This is a genomic window from Sagittula salina (genome assembly GCF_017813235.1).
Lineage (GTDB): Bacteria > Pseudomonadota > Alphaproteobacteria > Rhodobacterales > Rhodobacteraceae > Sagittula > Sagittula salina.
Window position 1 is genome coordinate 439,368 of the sequence record NZ_JAGISH010000001.1, and the last position, 23,010, is coordinate 462,377.

The 23,010-nt window shown below is 65.0% G+C and carries 29 protein-coding genes and 2 tRNA genes; 5 read left to right on the forward strand and 26 right to left on the reverse strand.

Annotation, left to right across the window (positions count from 1 at the left end; translation table 11 throughout):
• Positions 1–190 precede the first annotated feature (190 nt).
• Positions 191–267 (reverse strand) — tRNA-His (locus J5474_RS02000).
• A 58-nt stretch (positions 268–325) separates the two neighbouring features.
• Positions 326–817 carry a GNAT family N-acetyltransferase gene (locus J5474_RS02005; RefSeq protein ID WP_209358811.1) on the reverse strand — a complete coding sequence of 164 codons (492 nt, stop codon included), beginning with the start codon at positions 815–817 and terminating at the stop codon, positions 326–328.
• A gap of 86 nt (positions 818–903) precedes the next feature.
• Here J5474_RS02005 and J5474_RS02010 point away from each other — a divergent pair, with 86 nt between their 5' ends.
• Entirely contained in the window at positions 904–1,101 is a 198-nt protein-coding gene (locus J5474_RS02010) for a DUF6324 family protein (RefSeq protein WP_209358813.1), read from the forward strand.
• 186 nt (positions 1,102–1,287) lie between these two features.
• On the opposite strand, the gene J5474_RS02015 is transcribed toward J5474_RS02010, so the two are convergent.
• A complete protein-coding gene (locus J5474_RS02015) occupies positions 1,288–1,767 on the reverse strand; it encodes an MmcB family DNA repair protein (protein ID WP_245216188.1) in 480 nt (159 codons plus the stop codon).
• Positions 1,768–1,873: 106 nt separating this feature from the next.
• On the opposite strand from J5474_RS02015, the gene J5474_RS02020 reads away from it, so the two are divergent.
• Both J5474_RS02020 and J5474_RS02025 read left to right on the forward strand, forming a co-directional pair.
• On the forward strand, positions 1,874–3,211 hold the full coding sequence (locus J5474_RS02020; protein ID WP_245216189.1) for a hypothetical protein: 1,338 nt from the start codon (positions 1,874–1,876) through the stop codon (positions 3,209–3,211).
• 178 nt (positions 3,212–3,389) lie between these two features.
• Positions 3,390–4,142: a COG3904 family protein gene (locus tag J5474_RS02025; RefSeq protein ID WP_209358815.1), complete on the forward strand. Its 753-nt coding sequence runs from the start codon at positions 3,390–3,392 to the stop codon at positions 4,140–4,142.
• 298 nt (positions 4,143–4,440) lie between these two features.
• Here the strand turns inward: J5474_RS02025 and J5474_RS02030 are convergent, their stop codons facing one another.
• From J5474_RS02030 to rlmB, 6 genes are all read right to left on the reverse strand, one after another.
• Positions 4,441–4,761: a hypothetical protein gene (locus tag J5474_RS02030; RefSeq protein ID WP_209358816.1), complete on the reverse strand. Its 321-nt coding sequence runs from the start codon at positions 4,759–4,761 to the stop codon at positions 4,441–4,443.
• Between the two features lie 198 nt (positions 4,762–4,959).
• On the reverse strand, positions 4,960–5,463 hold the full coding sequence (gene nusB / locus J5474_RS02035) for a transcription antitermination factor NusB (protein ID WP_209359489.1): 504 nt from the start codon (positions 5,461–5,463) through the stop codon (positions 4,960–4,962).
• Positions 5,464–5,471: 8 nt separating this feature from the next.
• On the reverse strand, positions 5,472–6,020 hold the full coding sequence (locus J5474_RS02040; protein WP_209358818.1) for a 6,7-dimethyl-8-ribityllumazine synthase: 549 nt from the start codon (positions 6,018–6,020) through the stop codon (positions 5,472–5,474).
• Positions 6,020–7,147 (reverse strand): 3,4-dihydroxy-2-butanone-4-phosphate synthase, encoded by a 1,128-nt coding sequence (gene ribB / locus J5474_RS02045; protein WP_209358820.1) that lies wholly within the window; start codon positions 7,145–7,147, stop codon positions 6,020–6,022. The genes J5474_RS02040 and ribB overlap by 1 nt, the downstream gene beginning before the upstream one ends.
• Positions 7,148–7,287: 140 nt before the next feature.
• Entirely contained in the window at positions 7,288–7,611 is a 324-nt protein-coding gene (locus J5474_RS02050; RefSeq protein ID WP_209358821.1) for a hypothetical protein, read from the reverse strand.
• A gap of 108 nt (positions 7,612–7,719) precedes the next feature.
• Positions 7,720–8,508 (reverse strand): 23S rRNA (guanosine(2251)-2'-O)-methyltransferase RlmB, encoded by a 789-nt coding sequence (gene rlmB, locus J5474_RS02055; protein WP_209358824.1) that lies wholly within the window; start codon positions 8,506–8,508, stop codon positions 7,720–7,722.
• A gap of 149 nt (positions 8,509–8,657) precedes the next feature.
• Here rlmB and J5474_RS02060 point away from each other — a divergent pair.
• A tRNA-Tyr gene (locus J5474_RS02060) sits at positions 8,658–8,741 on the forward strand.
• A 101-nt stretch (positions 8,742–8,842) separates the two neighbouring features.
• Here the strand turns inward: J5474_RS02060 and J5474_RS02065 are convergent.
• The 3 genes from J5474_RS02065 to J5474_RS02075 are packed head-to-tail and all read right to left on the reverse strand — an operon-like array spanning position 8,843 to position 10,865.
• Positions 8,843–9,625 (reverse strand): metal ABC transporter permease, encoded by a 783-nt coding sequence (locus J5474_RS02065; protein WP_209358826.1) that lies wholly within the window; start codon positions 9,623–9,625, stop codon positions 8,843–8,845.
• Positions 9,625–10,389: an ATP-binding cassette domain-containing protein gene (locus J5474_RS02070; RefSeq protein WP_209358828.1), complete on the reverse strand. Its 765-nt coding sequence runs from the start codon at positions 10,387–10,389 to the stop codon at positions 9,625–9,627. The genes J5474_RS02065 and J5474_RS02070 overlap by 1 nt, the downstream gene beginning before the upstream one ends.
• Positions 10,386–10,865: a Fur family transcriptional regulator gene (locus J5474_RS02075; protein WP_209358830.1), complete on the reverse strand. Its 480-nt coding sequence runs from the start codon at positions 10,863–10,865 to the stop codon at positions 10,386–10,388. Before J5474_RS02075 ends, J5474_RS02070 begins: the two co-directional genes overlap by 4 nt.
• A gap of 111 nt (positions 10,866–10,976) precedes the next feature.
• Here J5474_RS02075 and J5474_RS02080 point away from each other — a divergent pair, with 111 nt between their 5' ends.
• Positions 10,977–11,927, forward strand: coding sequence for a zinc ABC transporter substrate-binding protein (locus J5474_RS02080; RefSeq protein ID WP_209358832.1), 951 nt, complete (start codon positions 10,977–10,979; stop codon positions 11,925–11,927).
• Positions 11,928–12,031: 104 nt separating this feature from the next.
• Here J5474_RS02080 and J5474_RS02085 read toward each other — a convergent pair whose 3' ends face one another.
• The 14 genes from J5474_RS02085 to murA form a co-directional block, all read right to left on the reverse strand.
• On the reverse strand, positions 12,032–12,811 hold the full coding sequence (locus tag J5474_RS02085) for a LamB/YcsF family protein (protein WP_209358834.1): 780 nt from the start codon (positions 12,809–12,811) through the stop codon (positions 12,032–12,034).
• A 4-nt stretch (positions 12,812–12,815) separates the two neighbouring features.
• A complete protein-coding gene (locus J5474_RS02090; RefSeq protein WP_209358836.1) occupies positions 12,816–14,060 on the reverse strand; it encodes an aminotransferase class V-fold PLP-dependent enzyme in 1,245 nt (414 codons plus the stop codon).
• A 219-nt stretch (positions 14,061–14,279) separates the two neighbouring features.
• Positions 14,280–14,474, reverse strand: coding sequence for a DNA gyrase inhibitor YacG (locus J5474_RS02095; protein WP_209358838.1), 195 nt, complete (start codon positions 14,472–14,474; stop codon positions 14,280–14,282).
• Entirely contained in the window at positions 14,471–15,502 is a 1,032-nt protein-coding gene (locus J5474_RS02100; protein WP_209358840.1) for a ribonuclease E/G, read from the reverse strand. The genes J5474_RS02095 and J5474_RS02100 overlap by 4 nt, the downstream gene beginning before the upstream one ends.
• A complete protein-coding gene (locus J5474_RS02105; protein ID WP_209358842.1) occupies positions 15,499–16,086 on the reverse strand; it encodes a Maf family protein in 588 nt (195 codons plus the stop codon). The genes J5474_RS02100 and J5474_RS02105 overlap by 4 nt, the downstream gene beginning before the upstream one ends.
• A gap of 176 nt (positions 16,087–16,262) precedes the next feature.
• A complete protein-coding gene (infA, locus tag J5474_RS02110) occupies positions 16,263–16,481 on the reverse strand; it encodes a translation initiation factor IF-1 (protein ID WP_209358844.1) in 219 nt (72 codons plus the stop codon).
• Positions 16,482–16,590: 109 nt separating this feature from the next.
• A complete protein-coding gene (locus J5474_RS02115; RefSeq protein ID WP_209358845.1) occupies positions 16,591–17,469 on the reverse strand; it encodes a carbon-nitrogen hydrolase family protein in 879 nt (292 codons plus the stop codon).
• 69 nt (positions 17,470–17,538) lie between these two features.
• A complete protein-coding gene (locus tag J5474_RS02120) occupies positions 17,539–18,114 on the reverse strand; it encodes a GNAT family N-acetyltransferase (RefSeq protein WP_209358847.1) in 576 nt (191 codons plus the stop codon).
• A complete protein-coding gene (locus J5474_RS02125; RefSeq protein ID WP_209358849.1) occupies positions 18,111–18,506 on the reverse strand; it encodes a ketosteroid isomerase-related protein in 396 nt (131 codons plus the stop codon). Before J5474_RS02125 ends, J5474_RS02120 begins: the two co-directional genes overlap by 4 nt.
• A gap of 81 nt (positions 18,507–18,587) precedes the next feature.
• Complete coding sequence (locus J5474_RS02130; RefSeq protein ID WP_209358851.1) at positions 18,588–19,031, reverse strand: arsenate-mycothiol transferase ArsC; 444 nt, start codon at positions 19,029–19,031, stop codon at positions 18,588–18,590.
• A gap of 1 nt (position 19,032) precedes the next feature.
• Positions 19,033–19,512: a UPF0262 family protein gene (locus J5474_RS02135; protein WP_209358854.1), complete on the reverse strand. Its 480-nt coding sequence runs from the start codon at positions 19,510–19,512 to the stop codon at positions 19,033–19,035.
• A 170-nt stretch (positions 19,513–19,682) separates the two neighbouring features.
• Complete coding sequence (hisD, locus tag J5474_RS02140) at positions 19,683–20,984, reverse strand: histidinol dehydrogenase (protein ID WP_209358856.1); 1,302 nt, start codon at positions 20,982–20,984, stop codon at positions 19,683–19,685.
• 241 nt (positions 20,985–21,225) lie between these two features.
• Positions 21,226–21,717 (reverse strand): DUF2948 family protein, encoded by a 492-nt coding sequence (locus tag J5474_RS02145; protein WP_209358858.1) that lies wholly within the window; start codon positions 21,715–21,717, stop codon positions 21,226–21,228.
• The gene (gene murA, locus J5474_RS02150; protein WP_209358860.1) at positions 21,714–22,985 is read right to left on the reverse strand and encodes a UDP-N-acetylglucosamine 1-carboxyvinyltransferase; all 1,272 of its coding nucleotides are present in this window, start codon (positions 22,983–22,985) and stop codon (positions 21,714–21,716) included. Before murA ends, J5474_RS02145 begins: the two co-directional genes overlap by 4 nt.
• Positions 22,986–23,010: the final 25 nt, after the last annotated feature.

A 23,010-nucleotide genomic window follows, 5' to 3' on the forward strand; every position in this document is an offset into this window, starting at 1 on the left:
CACAATATGTGCAGAACGTGGTCAACCAAAATTTCCGCCGTCCATATCGCGGCCTTCCTGTCCCTTCGGCGCGACCCACAACTCTGGAAATACCGACTGAACGCATGGCTGCGCCCGCCAAACCATGTTCCCAATAAGAAAAACGCCCCCACCAAGAGGTGGCAGCGTCATCGCGGCGACAAAGGGATAATGGTACCACCTCCCCGGCTCGAACGGGGGACCTCCTGATCCACAATCAGGCGCTCTAACCAACTGAGCTAAGGCGGCACTGGCGGCGATTTACAAACTGCGCCGCGGGAATGCAAGCTGTTACAGCGGAATTTTTTCACTGGCACGGGGACAAGTCAAGTTCCCAGCTCTGCTCCACCACCGGGATGCCGAAGCTGACGGTCGCCTCGGACCGCACCAGTTCCCACCCGGTGGCAGCGTAGAGCGCGCAAGCCGCGCGGTGGCTTTCATGGGTCCAGAGCACCATGCGTCGATAACCCACGTCGCGGGCAAAGCCGGTACAGGCGGCAAGCAATCGCTTTCCCAGCCCTTTGCCGCGTGCCTCGGGCACCAGCAGGAAAAGCCGAAGCTTCGCCGTGTCAGGCGCCCCGTCCGCGACGCAAAATACGCTGCCAAGGCGCTGACCATCTTCCCACGCGATGAAGGCCCGTTCCCGTGCGGGGTCATGATCGGCCTCGAAGGCTTCGAGGATCTCGCGCACCAACCGGCCAAAGGAAGCGTCAAATCCCTCGTCGCGCGCGTAATCCTGCGCGTGTCGCTCCACCAGCCAGTCCACGTCCCCCGGTCCCAGATGTCTCAGTTCGATCAAACGCGCCTCCCCCTGCCGAACCTTGCAAACCGGCGCCGTCCCGGATACCCCTTTGCTTCGCCTTTCGCAGCATCGGATGAAATACCATGGGCATCAACGACGAACAGGACATCGAGGCAAACCTCCAGATCGGTCCGACGGATCAGGGGATGGTGCGGCTCTTCATCTATGCCGGCGATCTTGAAATCCCGATGGATTTCGACCCGGAGGAAGCGGACGACATCGCAGAGGAACTGCGCGCTGCCGCAGAGACCGCGCGCAACATGTCCAAAGGCAAGAAATAGAACCGGACTGTGTCGCTCGGGCTGCGCCCGAAACCTCAGATGGACAGGCGCTGCCGCCCCAGGCCGATCCTTGCGACCGTTGACCTCGCGCCGTTTAACGCCCCCCCAAGGTATTCGGCCAAGGTGACCGGGACACCTGCCCACGGCATTTTGGCCGAAAAGCGGGGCGTTTGGGTGGCCGCCAGGTCAGGCCCAGGAGACCCTGACGCCGGGATCGCGCAGGGCCTGCAGGCGCCGGGCGGCATGGGTGGCGAATTTCTGGATCGTCTTCTTGCGGCGCGCAGGGGCGAGTTTCGTTTCCGGCCCCATGCGCAGGATCTCCGCGTCGTAACCGTCTGCGATGATCAGCCCGCTACCCTGCGGGAGTAGTTCCGTAGGAAAACCCTCATCCACCGCCCAGAAAAAACGGTCGCACCAATCCAGGTAACCGTCCCATTTCGCATCGCTGGTGAAATCGGCGCGCGAGGACTTGCATTCAACGACCCAAAGCTCACCCTTCGGGCCTAGCCCCATCACATCGACGCGCAGGCCGCGATCGGGCACGAACTCCTCGATCACCGCAAAGCCATGGCTGGCGAGGTGACGGCAGACGCCTCGGGCCAGCAACTGGCCTGGCATGAGGGACAGGTTGCCCGGGTCGGCCTGAAAGGGGTCTGATGGAACCATGGGGCAAATCTACGAACAATTCATGAACAAACGCAACCCCCGCGCGGGAACTGTTGCAATGTTCCGCCCAGTCTACATCTTCCATGAGACAAGTCCCGGAGTCACGATGCAGCCAGATGCAAATGCCGCCCCCCTCGAAGATACCCGCAGCATGGAGCGCGGCGTCCGCTACGCCCGCGAGTTGGAGGGGCATGTCACATGGCTCGACACCTTCTCAGGTACGGCGCTCGGCGTGCTCTCGGTTGCCTCGGGTATCTATACGTACCTCGGCGTTTCATCCCTGCTGGACGAGGACGGCGCCATGTCGGTCTTTGCCGCCGTGGCCTATTCAACCGCCGTGTCCGTGGGAATCTTTGTCTTTTGGTCCTACCTGATGCGGCTTTTCCCGGCGGTGCGCACCAACCGTGCGCGCGGCGGGCTGCTGGCGGCAATGGGGCTGGGATCGCTGGCCATCGTTGCAATGTCGTCCTGGCTGAATGCCGCAGCGCTCGCCGGCTCGGCGGCGGTGGAACAGCACCTCGCCAAGACGGTGCAGGATTACCAGTCGTCACTGGAACGCGCCCATGAGATCGCGTTGACCGGGCAGGCACTGGAGCGCGACGTTTCGCGCGTGCGGCAGAGTTTCGAGGATCTTTCCCAACAGGAAGCGGAGGGCTCACTGTCCGGGCTGGCGGGACGCGGCGCGGTCTTCCGGGTACTGCGGCAGAAAGCGGCAGAGCTGACCGCGCTGGAAAGCCAGATCCGGTCGCAAACCCCGCTCGTGGAGAGCGCATTCTCCGAAGGAAACACGATCCTGTCGCGGATGCGCGCCCTGACGGTGGAGCCCGGCAGCGTGGAGGCCCGCGCGGTGGAGTTCTCCGAGGCCGCCGTGCGCCTACAGGGGCTGATCACTCAGTTAAGGCAACTTTCGGTCGCGCAACTGGTTGAGCGCGCCGCGCAGGACCTCGCGGCTTCGGTGGTGCTGCCAGAGCTTGACAGTTCGACAGCCGAGGGGCGCGCTGACCAATCAGCCACCATCACCTCCGTACTGCAGGTGCTGGGCCAGCGCGCGGCGACACTGGAGCGCGCTGCGCAGGCGGTTCAGGCGCTGGAACACCCAACCGATGTCACCTACACGCCGATTTCTTCCGCCGATGCGGTGATTCTCTACGCCCGCAATTTTGTGCCGTCCTGGGCCGGGGCCATCGCCATCGACCTGCTGCCGGCGGTGCTGGTCTTCATCCTCGCAATCACCCACGGCGCGATCCGGGGTGGACGCGAAGGCGCGGGAATCGAGGACACCATGACGCTGGCCGAACTGCGCGCCGCCGTCATAGCTCTGAGGGACGTGGAGGCGATGGCCCAACCCGTACCGCCCCCCACCGCCGAAACGCCGGTGCCAGGCCCGCTGATGCCCCCCCCCGCTCCCCGACCGGACGCGGCGCCGAAGGAAGCTGCCGAATGATGGCTCTCACTTGGCCCACCGCCATGGGGCACAAGCCGCCGCCCCCTCGCTTTTATCGCTCTGGTCAAGGCCCCATCACCGGCAGGCTCCTTCTTTGGTTGCCAAATACCGCGGGGGGAGGCCGCAGGCCGGGGGGCAGCGCCCCCGTTGCACCGTCCACCCGCATCAAGGACAGATCATGAGCGAACAGTCCGCCCGCCCCGTCGCACGCACGCTTGCCGCCGTTCTGCTGTTCCAGCTGGGCATCGGCGCGCTCCTCATCCTCGGTGACATGCGTGAGACGCCATTTTCCATACCCTTCTCCACGCCCGACTCGCCACGTCTGTCAGAGCCCGTCCGCCCCGGCGACCAGCGGCGCACCTACGCGCCGGACCGCGACCGGCCGTCGGTCCAGCCTGCGCGTGATCCCGGCACGCTGCCCGACCGGCTGACACTGACGCGCGAGGGCGGGCAGTGGCGGCTCGAAGGCACCATCGCGCCGCAGGATGCCGCCCGCGTCATCCCGCAGCTCGACCGTGCGGAACCGCCGATCGACGCGCTCGTGCTGCAAAGCCCGGGCGGCTCGGTACGTGATGCGCTCGAAATCGGTCGCCACCTGCGCAGCCGCGCCGTAGAGACCACCGTGCTGTCGGGCGAAATCTGTTATTCCGCCTGCCCCTACCTGTTTGCGGGCGGCACAACGCGGAATGCAGAAGCCGGTGCATCCCTCGGCGTCCATCAGCATTCCTTTGGCGAAAACGTCCTGCTGCCAGCCTTCACCGCCATCGACGACATCCAGCGCGGCCAGGCCGAGGTCATGTCCTACCTTGACGACATGGGACTGGACGTGCGCGTGATGCGCCATGCGCTTGCCACGCCCGCGGGCGACATCTACGTGCTCCTGCCCGAGGAACTCCGACTTTACAAATTCGTGACAGATGACGCGGGCTGACCCCTTGCCAGCGGCAGCACCGCGCCTTACCTCAGTCAGCGGCGGGCTTCTGTCCTTCGCGTGAACGGGTACATTCCGGTGGCCTTAAGCAAATCCGAGGGGGCTGGCTCTGGCTTGACCGTGGTCATGCTACCTGGCACCCACCTGTATATACAGGTCCTCGGGAATGCAGTTCCCACACGGTTGCGATGGTTCCCGCCGCTGATTATCTCCCGAAATGGAGCCTGGCCCCCAGCGCCGCGCGGCCTGTGGGTCGGCGGGCGGGCGACTTTCCATAGGAAAGAGTGCCGCCCCGACCCTACCGGCGGTGCAACACGTCGCGCTTGATTTCTGCCACCGGAATCGGCATCGCCTCCACCATCTTCTGAGGGACACGGCGACCGCCCCCCGGTGTCTCCTCCTCGGCCATCCGCATGATGGAAATCGCAAACTGCACGCCGGCAAAGACGATCCCATTGGCGAAGAACAGCATCCCCACCGCGATCCAGCCCACCGGAGAAGTGCTGACGAGGTGCCACAGGTTCGCCACGTTGCCATAAAGCAAGGCCGCGACAAAGACCGCCGAGAGCCCAAACCCTGCCAGTGCCTGTGTAATGTACATCCTGATGAGCTTCGGCATGACGTGCCTCCCTGCATTCAGAAACCAAGATATATTTTCCCAGCCGCATGGCAAGCGCGCGTCATGCCGCAGGATACGACCCCGGCGTTAACCATATCTGACACCGCGTCAGCGGACAGGACCCCGCCACTGAAAAGCAAACGCGCGGCAGGTCACCCCACCACGCTTAGCGTATACAGGCTGGAGATCCAGCCGATTTCAGAAAGCCTCCGGCTTTGCCTCGCGGGCCATGTGATCAAGGACCGCGTTGACGAACTTCGGTTCTTTCCCATCGGGAAAAAAGGCGCCCGCAACGTCGACGTATTCAACAATGACCACCTTGGGAGGCGTGTCGGTGGCAACCAATTCGGCCCCCGCCGCGCGAAAAAGCGCACGAAGCACCGAGTCGATCCGCGCGATCGGCCATTTCGCCACCAGCGCCCGGTCGGTCATCTGGTCGACCTTCGCCTGCCAGTTGATGGCTTCCTGCAGGATCTTGGAAAAAAGATCGATATCGCCGTCGACATATTCGTCGCCATCGTCGGTCACCATGCCGAACCGATGATTGACGAATTCGGCGCGGACCTTGTCCAGCCCCTGCTCGCCCACTTCCATCTGGTAAAGCGCCTGCACCGCATAAAGCCGGGATGCCGAGCGCATCTTGCGCTTCTGATTGCCAGAGAGCGGCTTTGGCGCCTCGCGCCTGGGCGCGTCTTCGTTCATGTCTTCGCTCATGCGACCGGGCCCTTTCCACTTTCGGCAAGCTCGTATTCGCCCCCCTGCGGCCGGAAACCCGCGCCCTTGCGCTGGCCGCCGAACTTGCGGGCGATGGCGATCAGGTGCAGTGCAGCCGCTGCCGCGCCGCCGCCCTTGTTCTGACCGGACGATTCGGCGCGCACTGCGGCCTGATCGTAGTTTTCCACCGTGAGGATGCCGTTACCGATGCACAGTCCCTGCAGCCCCAGCAGCGTCAGCGCGCGCGAACTGTCGTTGCAGACCGTGTCGTAATGCGTGGTCTCGCCCCGGATAACGCAGCCCAGCGCTACGTAGCCGTCAAAGTTGGACAGCCGTTCCGCGATGCCTATGGCGGTGGGGATCTCAAGCGCGCCGGGCACTTCGATGATCTCGTGCCAACCGCCGACGGCCTCGATCTCTGCAATTGCGCCCGCCACCAACTGGTCGGCGATATCCTTGTAGTAGGGCGCCACAACGATGGCGACCTTCACTGTCTTGTCGAACTCCGGCCGGGGAAGCGTGTAATGTGTTTCATTGGATGCCATCAGCCCAGCTCCGAAATCTTGCGGGTTTCAACAATTTCAAGCCCGTAGGCCTCGAGACCCACAACCTTGGGCTTGGGTGAATTGGTCAGCAGAACCAGTTTCGACAGCCCCAGCGACGACAGGATCTGCGCGCCTAGCCCGTACTGCCGCAGCGTCCGGGGAGAGACGTCCTCGCCCACCGCCAGCCGGGCCGATGTATCGCGCAGCAGCACGACCACGCCGCGTCCTTCGTCGGCCACCGCCTGCATCGCGGAGCGGAATTCATCCGCGCGACCGGCAGGCCCGGTGCCGATGATGTCAAGCAGCGGGTCCAGCGCGTGCATTCGCACCAGCACCGGGTCATCGCCGGAAATGTCGCCCTTGGTCAGGACGATGTGTTCGTCGCCATGGGTTTCGTCGGTGTAGATCCGCATCGCCCAGTCGCCACCGAATTCCGAGGCGACGACCTCTTCGGAGCGCAGCTTCACGAGGTTATCGTTGCGGCGGCGATATTTAATGAGGTCGGAAATGGTGCCGATCTTCAGTCCGTGCTTCTGACCGAAGGCCACCAGTTCCGGCAGGCGGGCCATGGTGCCGTCGTCGTTGATGATCTCGCAGATCACACCCGCGGGTGTCAGCCCGGCCAGTCGGGCGACGTCCACCGCGGCTTCGGTATGGCCCGCGCGGACCAGCACGCCACCGCGCTTTGCGCGCAGCGGAAAGACGTGGCCCGGCGTGGCGATATCGGAGGGTCCCCTGGACGCATCGATCGCCACCTGAACGGTGCGCGCCCGGTCGGCGGCGGAAATGCCGGTCGTGACGCCTTCGCGCGCCTCGATAGAGGTGGTGAAGGCGGTTTCGTGCCGCGACGAATTATTCGTCGACATCAGCGACAGCCCAAGGTGTTCGACCCGTTCCGCCGTCAGCGCGAGGCAGATCAGCCCGCGCCCGTAGAGCGCCATGAAATTGATCGCATCCGGCGTCGCCCATTGCGCGGGGATCACCAGATCGCCCTCATTCTCGCGGTCCTCGTGGTCGACAAGGATGAACATGCGCCCGTTGCGCGCGTCTTCGATAATCTCCTCCACCGAGGAGATCGCATCGCGCCAGTCGCGTTCGACTTCGCCCGGGATTTCGTAATCTGTCATGGCCTCGTGCCTTCGGTTCTCATCTGGGCATCATCAGGGCGGGATACGCCAGCACGACAACAAAGGCCAGAGCGCAAAGCCCCGCGCCCGCCCCCGTGACGCCGGGGCGCGGAACGGGGCGCGCGGGACGCAGGGGGCGGTCAGTCAAAGATATCCTCGATCAGGTCAAAGACCTCGTGCCAGCGCCCTTTTTTCTTCCTCTTGCGTTTCTTGCGGCCTTTTTCCTGTCCGCGCAGCAGGACGTCGAACCCGTCCAGCGGCGAATGCACGGCCCGCCTCTTACCCTTGCGGCCCTCTTGAACAGGGGCATGGGCCGCGCGGTCAACGGCACCGGCGCGCAGGTTCTTCAGGTCATGCAACGGCGCTCCGCAGGAGGCACAGGCGAGTTCGTGCCGCCTCTTGTCGAGGACGAGGGCGGCGCGCGTGCCGCAATAGCAGCATGTGGCGATTTTGGTATTCGGCATGGAGTCAAGATAGGGGGCGCCGCCCCGTGCCTTCAAGGCCACCGCCGATGCCCTTCTCGGGAGCATTGAATATTTTCGCCAAGAAGAAACAGAGCGGCGTGCGGTTTTTCACGCCTCGCCCTGACCTCGGACGGCGTAAAGCGCCACAGCGGCCGCGTTCGACACATTGAGAGACCCGAACGCGCGGGCGAAGGGGATCTTCACCAATGCGTCCACCGTCTCGCGCGTTTTGGGGCGCAGGCCTGGCCCCTCCGCCCCGAGGACCAGTGCAATGGGCAGGTGACGTTTATCCGCCACGGCCTCCTCGATGGTCATCTCGGCCTCTCCGTCGAGACCCAGCACGAGATAGCCCATGCCCTGCAGCGCCACGATCGTGTCGGCAAGGTTGCGTTCACGCAGGTAGGGCTGGCGTTCCAGCGCTCCGGAGGCGGTCTTGGCAAGGGCGCCGGTCTCGGGCGCGGCGTGGTGGCGGGTGCCGATCACCGCCTGAGCGCCGAAGACTTCTGCGGAGCGCAGGATGGCGCCGACGTTGTGCGGGTCGGTAACGCGGTCAAGCAACACCAGCCGCAGCGCCCCTTCGGCGGCAATGGCCACATCCTCCAGCGGCCCCCAGTCGAGCGGCTTCACCTCCAGAGCGGCGCCCTGGTGCACGGACTGCGGGTCCAGCGGCGCGGCAAACCGGCGCGGATCGCTGACCTCAGGTTCGATGCCCGCCTCTGCAACCGCATCGGAAAGTTTCTCCAGTGCGTTCGGGGTCACGATCAGGCGGAGTTTCTCCCGCTTCGGGTTCAGGAGCGCGTCGCGCACCGCGTGCAGGCCGAAAAGCCAGACGGTCTCTGCCGCCGAAGCCTTCCTTGCCTGTTCCTTCTCCACCACCCACTTCGGTTTCTTCGCCATTGCTGGACCCTTTTCCGGACCGGATTTCACAGGCCCCCCTCTTGCCTGCGCCTTCCGCCGATTCCAAGAATTTTTCTTGTTGACGCCCCCGGACTCGGACTGTAATCAGCGCCCCACGCCACGGGTCGACACGGTTCGGGGCGCACGGTGGGCGACAGGCCGCAAGGTGTGGCAGGGGACTGTAACTCCCTCGCGGAGACGCACGCTAGGTTCGATTCCTAGGTCGCCCACCATCTTATTCCCTTTGAAAAGATGGTGTCGAAGCGAGGGTTGCCCTCAGCTTCTATCATTTTCGCAATAGCTTAATCGACGCCTTGCATTCCAGGGCCAGCGCTCAGCGCCGCCCCGTGACCACGCTCAGCGCGAAAAGAACCACCGCCGCACAGACCACACTGGGGCCCGCGGGCGTGTCCAGCACCCACGCCGCCCAAAGCCCGCCCAGAGCAGAGGCAACCCCAAGCGTCGCGGCCCCTGCCAGCATTCCTTCGGGCGTGCGCGACCATGGCCGCGCGGCAGCCGCCGGAATGATAAGCAGTGCCCCGATAAGCAGCGCGCCCACCACCTTCAGCGCCACGGCCACCACAAGGGCCAACGCCAGCATCAGCACCAAGCGTTCGCGGCGCGGATCTATTCCCGCCGCCCAGGCCAGGTCCTCGGACACGGTCGCCGTCACCAGCCGCCCCCAGCGCGTGAGGATTAGGGCCGCCACCAGCGCTCCGCCGCCCCAGATCACCGCGAGGTCGGCTTTCGTCACCGCGAGAATATCGCCGAACAGGTAGGATTCGAGGTCAAGTCGCGGTCCCTCCACGAGGCTGACCGCCAGGAGGCCGAAGGCCAGCGCACCATGTGCAGCGACGCCCAGGACCATGTCGGCGCCATGTCCCCTCCCCGCCAGCCACGCCACTGTCAGCGCCATGACCAGAGCCACCGCCAGGGTGCCCGCGAAGATCGGCAGCGAAGAGGCCAGTGCCAGCGCCACACCCAGCACCGCCGCATGCGCTGTGGCATCGCCGAAATAGGCCATCCGTCGCCAGACGACGAAAACCCCCAGGGGGGCTGCAGCCAACGCCGCGCCAACCGCGGCCAAAACAGCGCGCAAGAGGAAATCGTCCAGCATCAGGCCTGCCCTTCGTCGTGGTGCGCGTGATCGTGGTCATGGTCGCAGCCCGCGTCATGTCGGTGCGAATGTTCGTGCCGATAAAGCGCCAGCGCGCCCCCCGTCCCGGTGCCGAAAAGTGCCCGGTATTCCTCTGCCTGTGCGACCACCTCCGGGTGACCTTCGCAGCAGATATGACCGTTCACACAGATCACCCTGTCGGAGGCGCTCATGACCACATGCAACTCGTGACTGACCATCAGGACGGCACAGCCCATGGCGTTTCGCACCTCTTCCAGCCGCTGGTAGAAGGCCGCCTGCCCGGGCTGATCAAGCCCCGTGGTGGGTTCGTCGAGAATTAGCAACTCCGGCCGGTCGAGCAGCGCGCGCGCCAGTAGCACGCGCTGGAACTGCCCACCCGAAAGCCCCGTGAGCGGCCGGTCATCCAGCCCGCCGGCGCCTGCCTCCTCCAGCGCGGCGCGGCGCGCCTCACCGGGTACACGTCTGGGCAGGTCCAGAAAGCGCCCCACGCTCATCGGCATCGACGCATCCAGCCGCAGCCCCTGCGGGACATACCCCAGCCGCAGCCCGGGCTTGCGGCGCACCCGCCCGGCCGATGGCGGAAGCGCACCGATCAGCGCCTTCAGCAGCGTCGACTTGCCGGATCCGTTCGGCCCCACCACGGTGACGATCTCCCCCGCACGTATGGCGAAATCGACGTCGCGCAAGACAAGGCGGCTGCCCTGCTCCACGCCCAGGCCCCGCGCCTCGATCAGATTGGTCACGCGGCGCCCTCCTGACAGGCCGGGCACACCCCCTCGGCCTCCATCGCGACCCGTTCCACTTCGAAGCCTAGTTCGGTCGCCGTATTCCGCAATGCCCGCCCCGCGCGCCGCGCCGGCGTTTCGGCGATGGCAGAACACTTCCGGCAAATCAGGAACGTGGGCGCGTGGTCCTCCGTCGGGGCGCTGCAGGCGATGAAGGCATTGAGCCGTTCGATCCGATGAACAAAGCCGTGCTTCACAAGAAAATCCAGCGCCCGATAGGCAACCGGCGGCTGCGAACCCAAACCCTCGGCGCGCAGGATATCAAGCACTTCGTACGCGCCCAGGGCGCGGTGATGCGACAGCAGGATCTCAAGGACCCGGCGCCGCACCGGCGTCAGCTGTAGGCCCTGGTCCGCGCAGACCGCCTCGGCCACGCCCATACCGTCGACGATACACGCCTTGTGGTCGTGCGCTTCAAACCCCTTGATTTCCAAACCCTTCACCTCCGGCCGGACCCGGCGATGCGATGCACGCCGCCTTTGGGGATTGATATGTTATCTTATAACGCACTACAAGACCTGAGACCGACCGAAGAAGGACACCCCATGGCTTTTCTCCGCAACGCGGCCCGTACCGCCCTGATGATGCTCCCCGCCCTGCCCGCTTGGGCGGAGCCGCTCACAGTGACCGACATCCCCCCTGTGGCTTCGCTGGTGTCGATGGTCAGTGGATCGGAGGCGGTCGTGCTGCTTCCGCCCGGCACTTCGGCGCATACGTTTTCGCTGAAACCGAGCCAGGCCCGCAGCCTGTCGCAGGCGGCGCTGGTGGTCTGGATCGGGCCAGAGCTTACGCCCGCGCTTGACCGGCAGATCCGGGCGCTGGCTCCTGACGCCGGGACAATCGCGCTGGCGCATCTGGAAGCCAGCCTTCGCCTGCCGTTTCGCGAGGGTGGCCTGATGCCGCACGATGATCACGCAGAGCACGGCAACGAGCACGCCGATGACCACGACGCGGAAGAGGACAGCCACGCAAACAAAGCCGACGCTTTCGATCCACACCTCTGGCTCGACCCGAAGAACGCCACCCTCTGGCTCGAGGCTATCGCGCAGGCGCTGTCGGACCTCGACCCGGACAACGCTGCCAGATACCGCGCGAACGCCCTGACAGGGGCGGCGGCCATCGCGACCGCTACGGAGGAAGCCCGCGCTCGCCTCACCCCGCTGGAAGGCCGCACCATCGCGGTTTCGCACGATGCTTTTCAGTATTTCGAGCACGCTTTCGGGTTGAATGTGACCGCTGCGCTGTCGGACGGGGACGATGCGGCACCGGGGGCGGCACGAGTGGCCGCGCTGCGTGATCGTCTCGCCGAACAGCACCCCGCCTGCATCCTGACAGAGCCGGGAACCGACGCGGCGCTGCTTGCCTCCGTCGCACCCGAAACGATCCCCCGCGCGGAGATCGACGTCATGGGCGGCACCCTGCCGCAGGGACCGGCGCTCTATCCCGGCCTGATCGCGGACATCGCGCAACGCATTGCCGACTGCGCTGACCAATAAGACCAAAAGGGCCGCGGCGCATTCACCGCTGCGGCCCGCCTGCCAATAAGCTTGAAGGACCCTCTGCGGATTGGTACCTCTGCAGAAGTTGGGGAGCAGCGCCGCTACCCGGCGAAGACCCCGCGCCGCCCTTCGAAACGGGCGATCCTCACGCCTTCGACCTCCAGCCGCGCACGCACCGCCTTGGCGATGGCCAGCGCGGTCGGTCCGTCGCCATGCAGACAGATCGTGTCCACCGGCGCCGGGATCGGTGCGCCCTCCTCGGGCAGGATCGCCCCCGCCAGCACCATGCGCGCCACCCGCGAAGCCGCCAGTTCGGCATCGTGGATCACCGCGCCGGGCAGGCTGCGGTCGACGAGTGTGGCGTCGGCGTTGTAGGCGCGATCTGCGAATATCTCGCCCGCCCAGGAACACGCCAGCCGCTCTGCCGCGCTCTGCTGCGCCGTGGCGGCCAGAACCATCACGATGATGTCCGGCATGACCTCGAGCGCGGCGCCGTAACAGGCCTCCGCCAGCGCGACATCCTCAGAAGTCATGTTGGCCAGCGCGCCGTGCAGCTTCAGATGCCGCACCTCGGCCCCCGAAGCACGCGCGATGCCCAGAGCCGCGCCCAGCTGATACTGCACCGCGTGTCGCAGGGTTTTCTCCGGCAAGTGCATCCGCCGCCGGCCAAAGCCCTGCAGATCAGGAAATCCGGGATGTGCGCCGATGCCCACGCCGTTTCGGGCAGCCCGCCGCATGGTCTGGGCCATCACCTCCGGATCGCCCGCATGGAACCCACAGGCGACGTTGGCCGAAGAGATTACCTCCAGCAGTTCCGCGTCCTGCCCCATGACCCAGGGGCCGTAACTTTCGCCCATGTCCGCGTTCAGATCGACCTGCATCGCCCTACCCAAGGATATCCGCCATGACCGACAGGAACCGCCGCACTTCGTCAAGGCTGTTGTAATGCGCGAGGCTGACGCGCACGCAATGTGGCTGCCCCAAGGGCGCCAGGATATTACCCGAGTAATGGTCGGCCTTGCGGGTGTGGGTGCGGATGGACTCGGCGTTCAGCGCGGCGACGATCTCGGGCGCGGCCAGACGGTCGGACCAGAAACTGACGAGCCCTTCGCGCGCCGTATTCTCCGCCCCGCCGACGATGGTGACGCCCGGCAGGTCCGCAAGGCCAGTCAGGTTGTCCGTTCCGCGAATCATCGCCTGCGTCAGCGCCGCCTCATGGGCGTGGATCGCCTGCCCGGCCGCCTCGATGCGGGCGCGGGGATCGTCGGATTCGCTCACCTTGCCGCCGAGCCATTCGAAATAGGCCACGACGTCGGAAACGGTTGCATATGCGCCAGTGTCGCGGGTGCCCAGCTCCCAGTTTCCGGCAGGTCCACCGATCAGCGCGTCATGCGCCAGCGCCGTCAGCCGGTCGGACGCCCAGGCCACCCCGTAGCCATGCCGGGAGAAAACCTTGTAGGGCGAGATCACGTAGCCGTCGATGCCAGCCGCAGCCACGTCGATGCCGCCATGGCAGGCGTGCTGGATGCCGTCGACGATGATCAGGGCATCGGGCGCCACAGACCGCACCGCGCGGGCGATGGCGGGCAGATCCATGCCCATGCCGGTGACCGGCGAAGTATGCAGGATGGTGACCACCGCCGTATCGGGCGTGAGCGCTGCAGCGTAGGCCTCCGGCGTGACCCGCCCCGTGGCGTCGTCATGTGGCACGAGAAGGTGCTTGCGGTCAGAAACCTCCGCCCAGCGCGCCGCGGCACTGCGGGAGGCGGGGTGCTCCACAGTGGAGCCAAGGACGACACCCGGGCCTGCACCGAGGCAGGCATCGCGGATGAGGCGGAACAGCAGTTCTGTGCCGCTCTCACCAAAGACCACCGCGCCGCCGGTCGCGTTGAAGAACCGGCGGATATCGGCGCGCGCCTTGTCGATCACCTCGACCAGAGCATGACTGGCGGGGTTGTCGCGGCCCTGATTGTCAGGAATGGCGGCGAAGCGGGCGGATGTTTCCACCACGGACTTCAGCGTCAGCGCGCCACCGGCGTTTTCAAAGAATATGCGCGGGCCGGTGAAGGGACAGGCCTCCACGTGGGCGAAGCGCGCGCGAATTGCGGAGAGGAGCGTATCGTCAAACATGGCACGATGGGTACGCCGGTGACGCGACGTTGAAAAGAGGGTTCCGCCCTGTCTCGTGCCGGGCGTACGCAGGACGCACCGCACCCCCGTTCACACTTGAATACCCCCGCCGACAGCAGGCCGCGCGGGCGGTACCCGACGCTCCCTTCCCGTAGAGGTCTCGAAGTGAAAAGGATGAGCGCGGGCCGTTTCGCGCCGGGCCAAGCGCGGCGCGATTCCTCAGTGGGGCTTGCGCTGCGCTTCCTCAATGACCTGCTCCATCGCTTCTGCGGCCTTATCGAAATCCTCGGGGTCGTTCGACGGGATGGCATAGCTGCCGCCGAGCCACTTGGCGAGGTCGATGTCGGCACAGCGCTTCGAGCAAAACGGCCGGTACTCCACATCAGTCTTGCGCTGGCAGATCGGGCAACTCACAGCAGCCCCCTGACCGGCACCCGATCCCGCTTTCGCTGCAATTCCAACATGCCCAGTGTGGTCCAGCCGACCACGATGGTCTCCACCCGGTCCTTCTTCAGCGCGGCCTTCAGTGCGGCCTCGACCTGGCGGCGGTCCTTCTTCGGCATGGGCGCCGGATCCACGACCACCACGCCGCCCAGGCCACGCAGACGCAACTGACGCGGAAGGTCGCGGAAGGCCGCGAGCGTGGCCTTCAGCCCCGCCGCGGGAGAGGAATCGTTGCCGGTGTTCACATCGATCGCCACCAGCGCGGTAGTCGGCTCGATCACCATTGAGGCGCCGCCGCCGAGTCGAACCGTCGGGTCCTTCAGCGCGTCGATCGCCTCGTCGATGCCGTGACGGGCAAAGCTGCCGGCCTCCGCGTCGATCTCTGCCGGTTCCGACCATTCGCGCCACGCGAGCCCATGCGGACCCTCGCCCTCCACCAGCAACTCCGCGCCGCCCGAGGTGTCGGCCAGAACGTTGACGGCCAGCTCGGCCATGGCAGCGATGTCCGCTGCCACGTCGTCCTCCGAAGCCTCGGCGCAACTGGAACGCAGGATCAGGCCCGCCCCCTCCGGCAAGGGGACCTCCCCCAGCGTGTCATGCACCAGTTCAAGAAGGCTTTCACGCAGATCGTCGTCCTTGATCTGGCGCGATACATTCAGACCGGGGGCATCCGGCGTGACGATGGCGTAGCGGGACTTGAACAGCAGCTTCGCGGTCACCGGGATGGCTTTTCCGGGTTCTGCAAAGCCCGTGACCTGCACCAATATCGCCGCGCCCGGCGAGAGGCCCTTCACCTGCCGCAGAAAGGCACTGCCGTCTGGCGTGTCGAGGAACATGCCGCCCTGCCCCTTCATCGGACGCTGCGCGATGGCACGGTATATGTTGCCCGGGCGTGGCTGATCGTCCTCGATAAAAAGGTCCTCAATCCGTCCGTCCACCACCAGTGCCGCCGCCTCGCGGCCGTTCCAGTGGTCCAGTGCAATCGTGCGTCCCTTCATGGCGTGTCCTTGTACATCGGGTAGCCTGCGGCCTGCAGGAGGTGTGCGGTTTCGGTCAGCGGCAGGCCGACGACCGCGGTAAAACTGCCGGAGATCCACGGGATAAAGGCACCCGCCGGGCCTTGAATGGCATAGCCGCCAGCCTTGCCGCGCCAGTCACCGGAGGCGAGATAAGCATTCAGCTCCTCATTGGAAAGAAGCTTCATCTTCACCTGGGTAACGACGTCGCGCTCCCAGATGCGATCACCGCGCCGCACCGCCACGGCAGTGACGACGCGATGACGGCGGCCTGCAAGCGCGGTGAGAAAGCCGGCGGCCTCTTTTTCATCGACGGGTTTGCCGAGGATGCGACGGCCCAGCGCAACGGTCGTGTCGGCCGAAAGCACGATTTCATCGGCGTCAGCCGGGATGGCCACCGCCTTCTCGCGAGCGAGGCGTACGCAATAAGGACGCGGCAATTCACGCGGGTGCGGATCCTCGTCGATGTCGGGCGGGCGCACGGCGTCGGCAACCACTCCCAATTGCGCAAGCAGGTCGCGGCGGCGTGGGCTGCCGGAACCGAGGATAAGGCGGGGTCTGGTCATTCTGAGCCTTTCGGAGGAGTCGGAGCCGCGCCTCGACCTACGAAATTTCGCCGCGTCGGAAAAGAGTGTCTGACAGGCCTTCGGCGCGCGAAATTCCCACCCTCTTGAAATGAAATGACCCCGGTCGCAAAAGCGATCAGGGTCATTGCGTACCGCGATCCCCCAAGGGGATCGGCTTATTTGAAGCGGTAGTTGATACGGCCCTTAGTAAGATCGTAGGGCGTCATTTCTACCTGGACCCGGTCGCCGGCCAGAACTCGGATGCGGTTCTTGCGCATCTTGCCTGCCGTATGCGCGATGATCTCATGGCCGTTTTCAAGCTCGACCCGGAACGTCGCATTCGGCAGGAGTTCCTTCACGACACCGGGAAATTCGAGCGATTCTTCCTTGGCCATGGTCTCTCCTTCGTTGTCGACCCCGCGACGCATATGCGTCGATAGGGGTCAGGCGAGGTTGCATATGGTCCTATCCTTCGGGATTTTCAAGTCACATCTTGGCAGGAGATCATCGCAATACGGTTAATCCGGGTGCGGCGTCACGGCCCGCCTGCTCTTTCCAATGGCGCCTGTTCAGTACAACGCCATCTTTTCGCACCTCATCAACGGTCTCGAGGTCGACTTCGGCATAGGTCCATCCCGGGGCGTTCAACGTGCCCTCGGCAACGACACCGGTCGAAGGAAAGCCCCGGTCCGGCGGGCAGAACACCCCCCCTGCGCCACAGTTGGTGTCCACCGCCTCTGACCAGTCGCAGGTGCCGACCGTCGAAGACATCACCACAAGGCATTGATTTTCCAGCGCGCGTGCCATGCTGCCAATGCGTACACGCCAATAGCCCGCCAGGGCTTCGGTGCAGGAGGGGACCAGCAACAACTGTGCATCCGACAGCGCACGGCCCAGCAGGGGGAACTCGCTGTCGTAGCAGATCAGAACTCCGATCCGGCCCAGCACGGTGTCGAAAACCTGGAGCGGCGCGCCCCCCTGCACCCCCCAGTCCTCACGTTCGAAGCGGGTCATGATCTGCTTGTCGATCTGCGCCATGCCACCTTCGGGACCGAAGAACCGCGCGCGGTTCACTGGCAGACCCTCATCCGTTTCCACCGGCGCGGAGGCGGCAAGGATGTACACGCCGTAATGCTGCGCAAGCCGCGCGTGCAAGGCGTTCGCCTCAGGCACCCGTTCGGACACAGCGCGAATCGACGCCTGGAGGTCCATCGCCACCTCGCGCCCGGCCAGCGTCGCCAATTCCATCGCGCCGTATTCGGGGAAGACCAGAAGCTGCGACCCGGCCTGCGCCGCTTCGCGGACCCAGGACTCGAGCTTTTTGGCGTAAGCCTCCCAGTCGGGCAGGAAATCCATCGGGTAGGCGGCGGTGGCGATCTTCATGACGGGTGTCCTTTGACTGAGGGTATCTGGGCGCTGCCCCTCCCGGAGGGATTTTCGAGGCCCAGATGCCTAGAGGCGGCGCATCCAGGCCTGAAGGGTGTGCGGGGTCTCATCCCTGTCGCCGAGGTCGGTCCAGCGGAAGGTCGCGGTGACGCCCTCCGCCTTCTCATAGCCGCGCTTATGCCAGAAGGCATCGAGGGGGCGGTAGTCGGCCGGGCACAACGGATGGTCCGGCGGTCGGACGACAGAGCAGAAAAGCGTGTAGCTGAAGCCCTGTTCCCGAGCCGCTGCCTCCCGTTGCTCGAAGAAGGCATGGCCGACGCCGTGGCCGCGGTACCCCGGCAGCAGCACGCTTTCGGCACAGTAGAATATTTCTTGTACCGGCGGCAGCGGGCCTTCGATCTGGCTGGCGTCGTTATGCGCCGCCAAAGGCATGCCTGTCGCCGCGCCGACGATCCGCGCGCCATCGCGCGCCACCACCAGCACAGCGTCGGGGTTATCGGCGTAGCTGCGCAGATAGGCCGTCTCGTACCCGGGGTCGCCATCGTAAAGGTAGGGAAAGGCCCGAAAAACCTCGATGCGCAGGCGGGCGAGATCGGGCAGCGCCTGCTCCAGCGCCGCGCCTCGGAGCCGCTCGATTCTCACGAGACCTGCCGCACCCAGTCTGCGAGGTTGTAGTAGGTCACCACACGGGTGATATGGCCATCCCTGAGGCTGAAGAACGATCCCGCAGGTAGCCGATAGGTCTGGCCTCGTGCCTCCGGCAGACCCGCGTCGGATGCCTTGTAGGTACCGTTCACGGTGAATTCGGCGGCGCCGCGGGTGCCATCCTCGTTCACGAAGATCACCATATCGGTGAGGTTCTCGGCGTAGCAGTGATCCATGTGGGCAAGAAATTCGCCGAACTTGACCTTGCCGACGCGGATCTGGCCCTCGTTCACGTGGTGCTCCACATCTGCCGACAGGCACGCCAGCATTCCCTCCGAATCGCCCGCGTTGAACGCCGCGAAGTAGCGTTCGATCACATCCCGAGCCATGGCACCCTCCCAAAAAACCGTTGTCGGAAACCGCATAGCCGAAAGCGCGGAGCGGGAAAATACCGCCTTCGGTCGCGGCCTTCAGCCGCCCCATGTTTCCTTCAGCCGCTTCACCAGTTGGTCGCGGGTCTGGCGGTAGGCGTTGAGCTTCTGCTCCCGCGTCTCGCCAATGCCGGTTGGGTCCATGATGGGCCAGTATTCGATCTTGATATGGTAGTAGCGGGTCAGTTCCAAGGCGCGGCGCTGACTGGCGGGCGACAGCGTCACCACCACGTCGAAACCCGAAAGCATCTCCCCCATCTCCTCCATCTCTTCGAAAGAGCGGGAGCGGTGGCGCTCCAGTTCGACGCCGATTTCCTTGCAGACTGCGATGGCGAAGCCGTCGATCTCGAGGTCGTTCATGACACCAACCGACTGCACATAGGTTTCGGTGCCGTAGAGGCGCTTCATGATGCCTTCGGCCATGGGGGAGCGGACCGCATTGTGATCGCAGGCGAATAACACAGATTGCGGCAATTGGCCCAAGTCAGCCCCCGAAGTGCAGCACGCACACCAAGGTGAATAGCCGCCGGGCGGTGGCATCGTCCACCTCTACCTTGCCTTCCAGCCGTTCCTGCAAGATACGCGCGCCCTCGTTGTGGATGCCACGGCGGGCCATATCGATGGTTTCGATCTGACTGGGCGGCAATGTCTTCACCGCGTCGAAGTAGCTTTTGCAGATCTGGAAGTAGTCCTTCACCACCTGCCGGAAGGGCGACAGGGAGAGATGAAATTCCGCCGCCTTTTCATCGGTAGCCGTATTGACGTCAAAAACCAGACGCTTGTCACGGATCGACAGACCGACGTTGTACGGCCCCGGAGGCACCGGGCGGTCGTCGCGCACAGGGAGGGTGAAACTGTTCTCCTCCATGAGGTCGAACATGGCAACGCGGCGCTCCTGCTCGATTTCCGGCGTGGGTGGCGGCAGGTTGGCGTCGTCTAGATCGATATGGGCGATGCGGCTCATGGGACCATCACGGAGCAGAACATTAAAGAAGCATCCTTTCGCAGGTGCAGCAAAAGTTAACCCCCGGTGCGCCGGCTTGGCAAGCGTGACGCACAGGTCTTTCGGATTGATCCACGCCGGGTCGGGCGGAATGTCGCGGACCGGCCGCACCACCATGCTGGATCGGGGGGTCAACCGTTCAGCTTGTTCAACCGCGCTGTGACCGAAAGGCCATGTGCCTCAAGGCTCTCGGATTGCGCAAGCACCTCTGCGGCGGGGCCGATGGCCTTCAGCGCCTCGGGCGTCATCTTTGCCATTGTGGTCCGCTTGAGGAAGTCCATGACCGACAGGCCCGACGAGAAGCGGGCGGAACGAGCGGTTGGCAGCACGTGGTTGGGCCCGCCCACGTAGTCTCCGATCGCCTCCGGCGTCCAGCCGCCGAGAAAGATCGCGCCGGCATGAACGCATTTCCCGGCCAGCGCGTCGGGGTCGGCGACACAGAGTTCGAGGTGCTCGGGCGCGATACGGTTCGACAGGTCTGCCGCCTCGTCAAGGTCCTTCACAGTGATGATCGCCCCGAAATCCCGCCAGGAGGCCCCCGCGATGGCGCGTCGCTCAAGCGTTTGCAGGCGTTTATCCACAGCCGCTGCTACTGCCTGACCAAAGGCCGCGTCGGGCGTGATCAGGAGCGACTGAGCACTCTCGTCGTGCTCCGCCTGGCTCATCAGATCAAGCGCGATCCAGTCCGGATCATTATCGGCATCCGCGATCACGAGGATCTCTGACGGGCCCGCGATCATGTCGATACCCACCTTGCCAAATACGCGCCGCTTCGCCGCCGCGACAAAGGCGTTCCCTGGCCCGGTGATCTTGTCCACGGGGGCGATGGTTTCAGTGCCGTAGGCCAGCGCAGCGATCGCCTGTGCGCCGCCGATGCGGTAGATTTCATCCACTCCGGCGATGCGCGCAGCCAGCAGCACCAGCGGGTTCACCACGCCATCGGGCGTTGGCACGCAGATCGCGAGCCGCTGTACGCCCGCGACCTTGGCAGGGATCGCGTTCATCAACACAGACGAGGGATAAGACGCCAGCCCGCCCGGCACATACAACCCCGCCGCCGAGACGGGCGTCCAGCGCCAGCCCAGCGTCGCACCATCCGGGTCGGTCCACGACGCGTCTTCCGGCATCTGTCTGACGTGGTAGGCACGGATGCGCTCCGCCGCCTGCTCCAGCGCCTGCGCTTCGTGTCTCGGGACGCGGGCGCATTCCGCCGCGATCTCCGCATCGGAAAACCGCATGGTTTCGGCGGTCAGCGCGAGGCGGTCGAACTTTGCAGTCAGGGCCAGCACCGCCGCGTCGCCCTGCCCTCGCACGTCTGCGATGATCCGGGCCACGGTGTCGTCGACATCGGGGCTGTCTTCACGCTTGGCGGAGAGCAGTGCGCTGAACTGCGTCTCGAAGTCTTGGGAAGCGGAGTCCAGAAAGACGGGCATGGCGGTTCTCCTTAACGGTCGCGCGGTGTTTAGCCCGTGGCGCGCCCGCGCTCAACTAAACAAGTCGGGGCTGACGATGCAAAGAATGTGCGCAGAGCCCACGCTACGGAAACGAACAACCGGATCAGAATGTTCGGGGCAGCGGTTGATGTGGATAACTCCCACGGCGCCATTTTATCCACTGGTGCGAAGGTACTTGTGGATAAACGCGTAACGCCCCGCACTCGCAGGGGATTCTGGATTACGCCCCGTGGTCTGGGATCTTGCGCGATGGCGCCACGTAGGGGCGGGTCACGTCGCGCAGGCCGACTTCCAGCGCCTCGACCCGGGCGCGCAGGGCGCCATCCCCGGCAAGCGTCAGCACCACATGGCCATCGGCATCGACCCCCGGTTCCCATGCGACCGTGAGCACCTGAAGGATCATGTCCCTATCGGAGCGGTCCACGCCCTGGCTCGCGACGCCCTCGACGTGATCGATGACCAGGACCGATTGCACGCGCTCGACCGGGCGGCCCGACCGCTGCGCCACCTCCACATCCTCCCAGCGAACCCGGTTGACCAGAAGGCCGAGACGACGCGCAGACTTCTGCCAACGGATCTCGGTCACCGGGAGGACAGCGTCCTGCACCAGCGCAGAGATGACCTGCAAGTCGTCGGCGTCCATCGCCCCAAGGTTCAGCGGACGTTCGCCGCCATCTTCAAAGCGCGCGTCCTCGGTCCCGGAATCGGTCATTGGCCTTTTACCCGTTCAATCCTCGCCCCCAAAGCAGAGAGCTTTTCTTCGACATTCTCATAACCGCGGTCGAGGTGGTAGACCCTGTTCACCATGGTTTCCCCTTCCGCCGCAAGACCCGCGAGGATCAGGGAAACCGATGCGCGCAAATCGGTCGCCATGACCGGCGCACCCTTCAGCCGCTCCACCCCGGTGACCGTGGCGTGACCGCCATGTACCTCGATCCGCGCCCCCATACGGGTCAGTTCCGGCGCATGCATGAAACGGTTCTCGAAGATCTTCTCCTCAAGCACGGAGGTGCCTTCCGCGGTGCACATCAGCGCCATCATCTGCGCCTGCAGGTCGGTGGGGAAGCCGGGGAACGGCTCCGTCACCACGTCGACCGCCTTCACCCGGCCATTCTTGCGCGCGACCTTCAGGCCCTTGTCGGTTTCCTCGACCGAAATGCCCGCCGCGTCGAGCTTTTCGCAGAAAGCCTGCAACAGGGAGATGCGCCCCCCGAGGCAGGTGACCTCCCCGCCGCAGATTGCCGGAGCCAGCATATAGGTGCCCAACTCGATCCGGTCGGTCACCACGCGATGGGTCGCGCCCCCCAGACGGTCGACGCCCTGAATGGTGATGGTGGGGGTCCCCTCCCCTTCAATCTGGGCACCCATCTTGCGCAGACACTCCACGAGGTCGACGATCTCGGGTTCGCGCGCGGCATTTTTCAGCACGGTGGTGCCCTTCGCCAGCGACGCGGCCATCAGCGCGTTTTCGGTGGCGCCGACCGAGACGATGGGGAATTCGAATGCGCCGCCACGCAAGCCCCCGGTCGGCGCCTTTGCGTGCACGTAGCCGTCACGGAGGTCCATTTCCGCGCCCAGCGCCTCCATGACCTTCAGGTGCAGATCGACAGGGCGCGCGCCAATGGCGCAGCCACCCGGCAGCGAAACCTCCGCATAACCAAACCGCGCCAACAGCGGACCCAGCACAAGGATGGAGGCGCGCATCTTGCGCACGATATCGTATTCCGCGCGCTGCGAGGTCAGGGCGTGGCTGGACATGGCCAGCACCTTGCCCTCATGCATCGCCGTGACCTCAGCGCCCAGCGACTGCAGCAGCAATGTCATGGTACGAATGTCTGACAGGCGTGGCGCGTTGGTCAGCGTCAGCGGTTCCTCTGACAGCAACGTCGCGGGCATCAGCGTCAGGCATGCGTTTTTTGCGCCCGCGATGGGGATGTCCCCGTTCAGCGGGCCATTGCCCGTTACCAGAATCGAATCCATGCCTGTCCTGCTCCTTGCGCCTGTC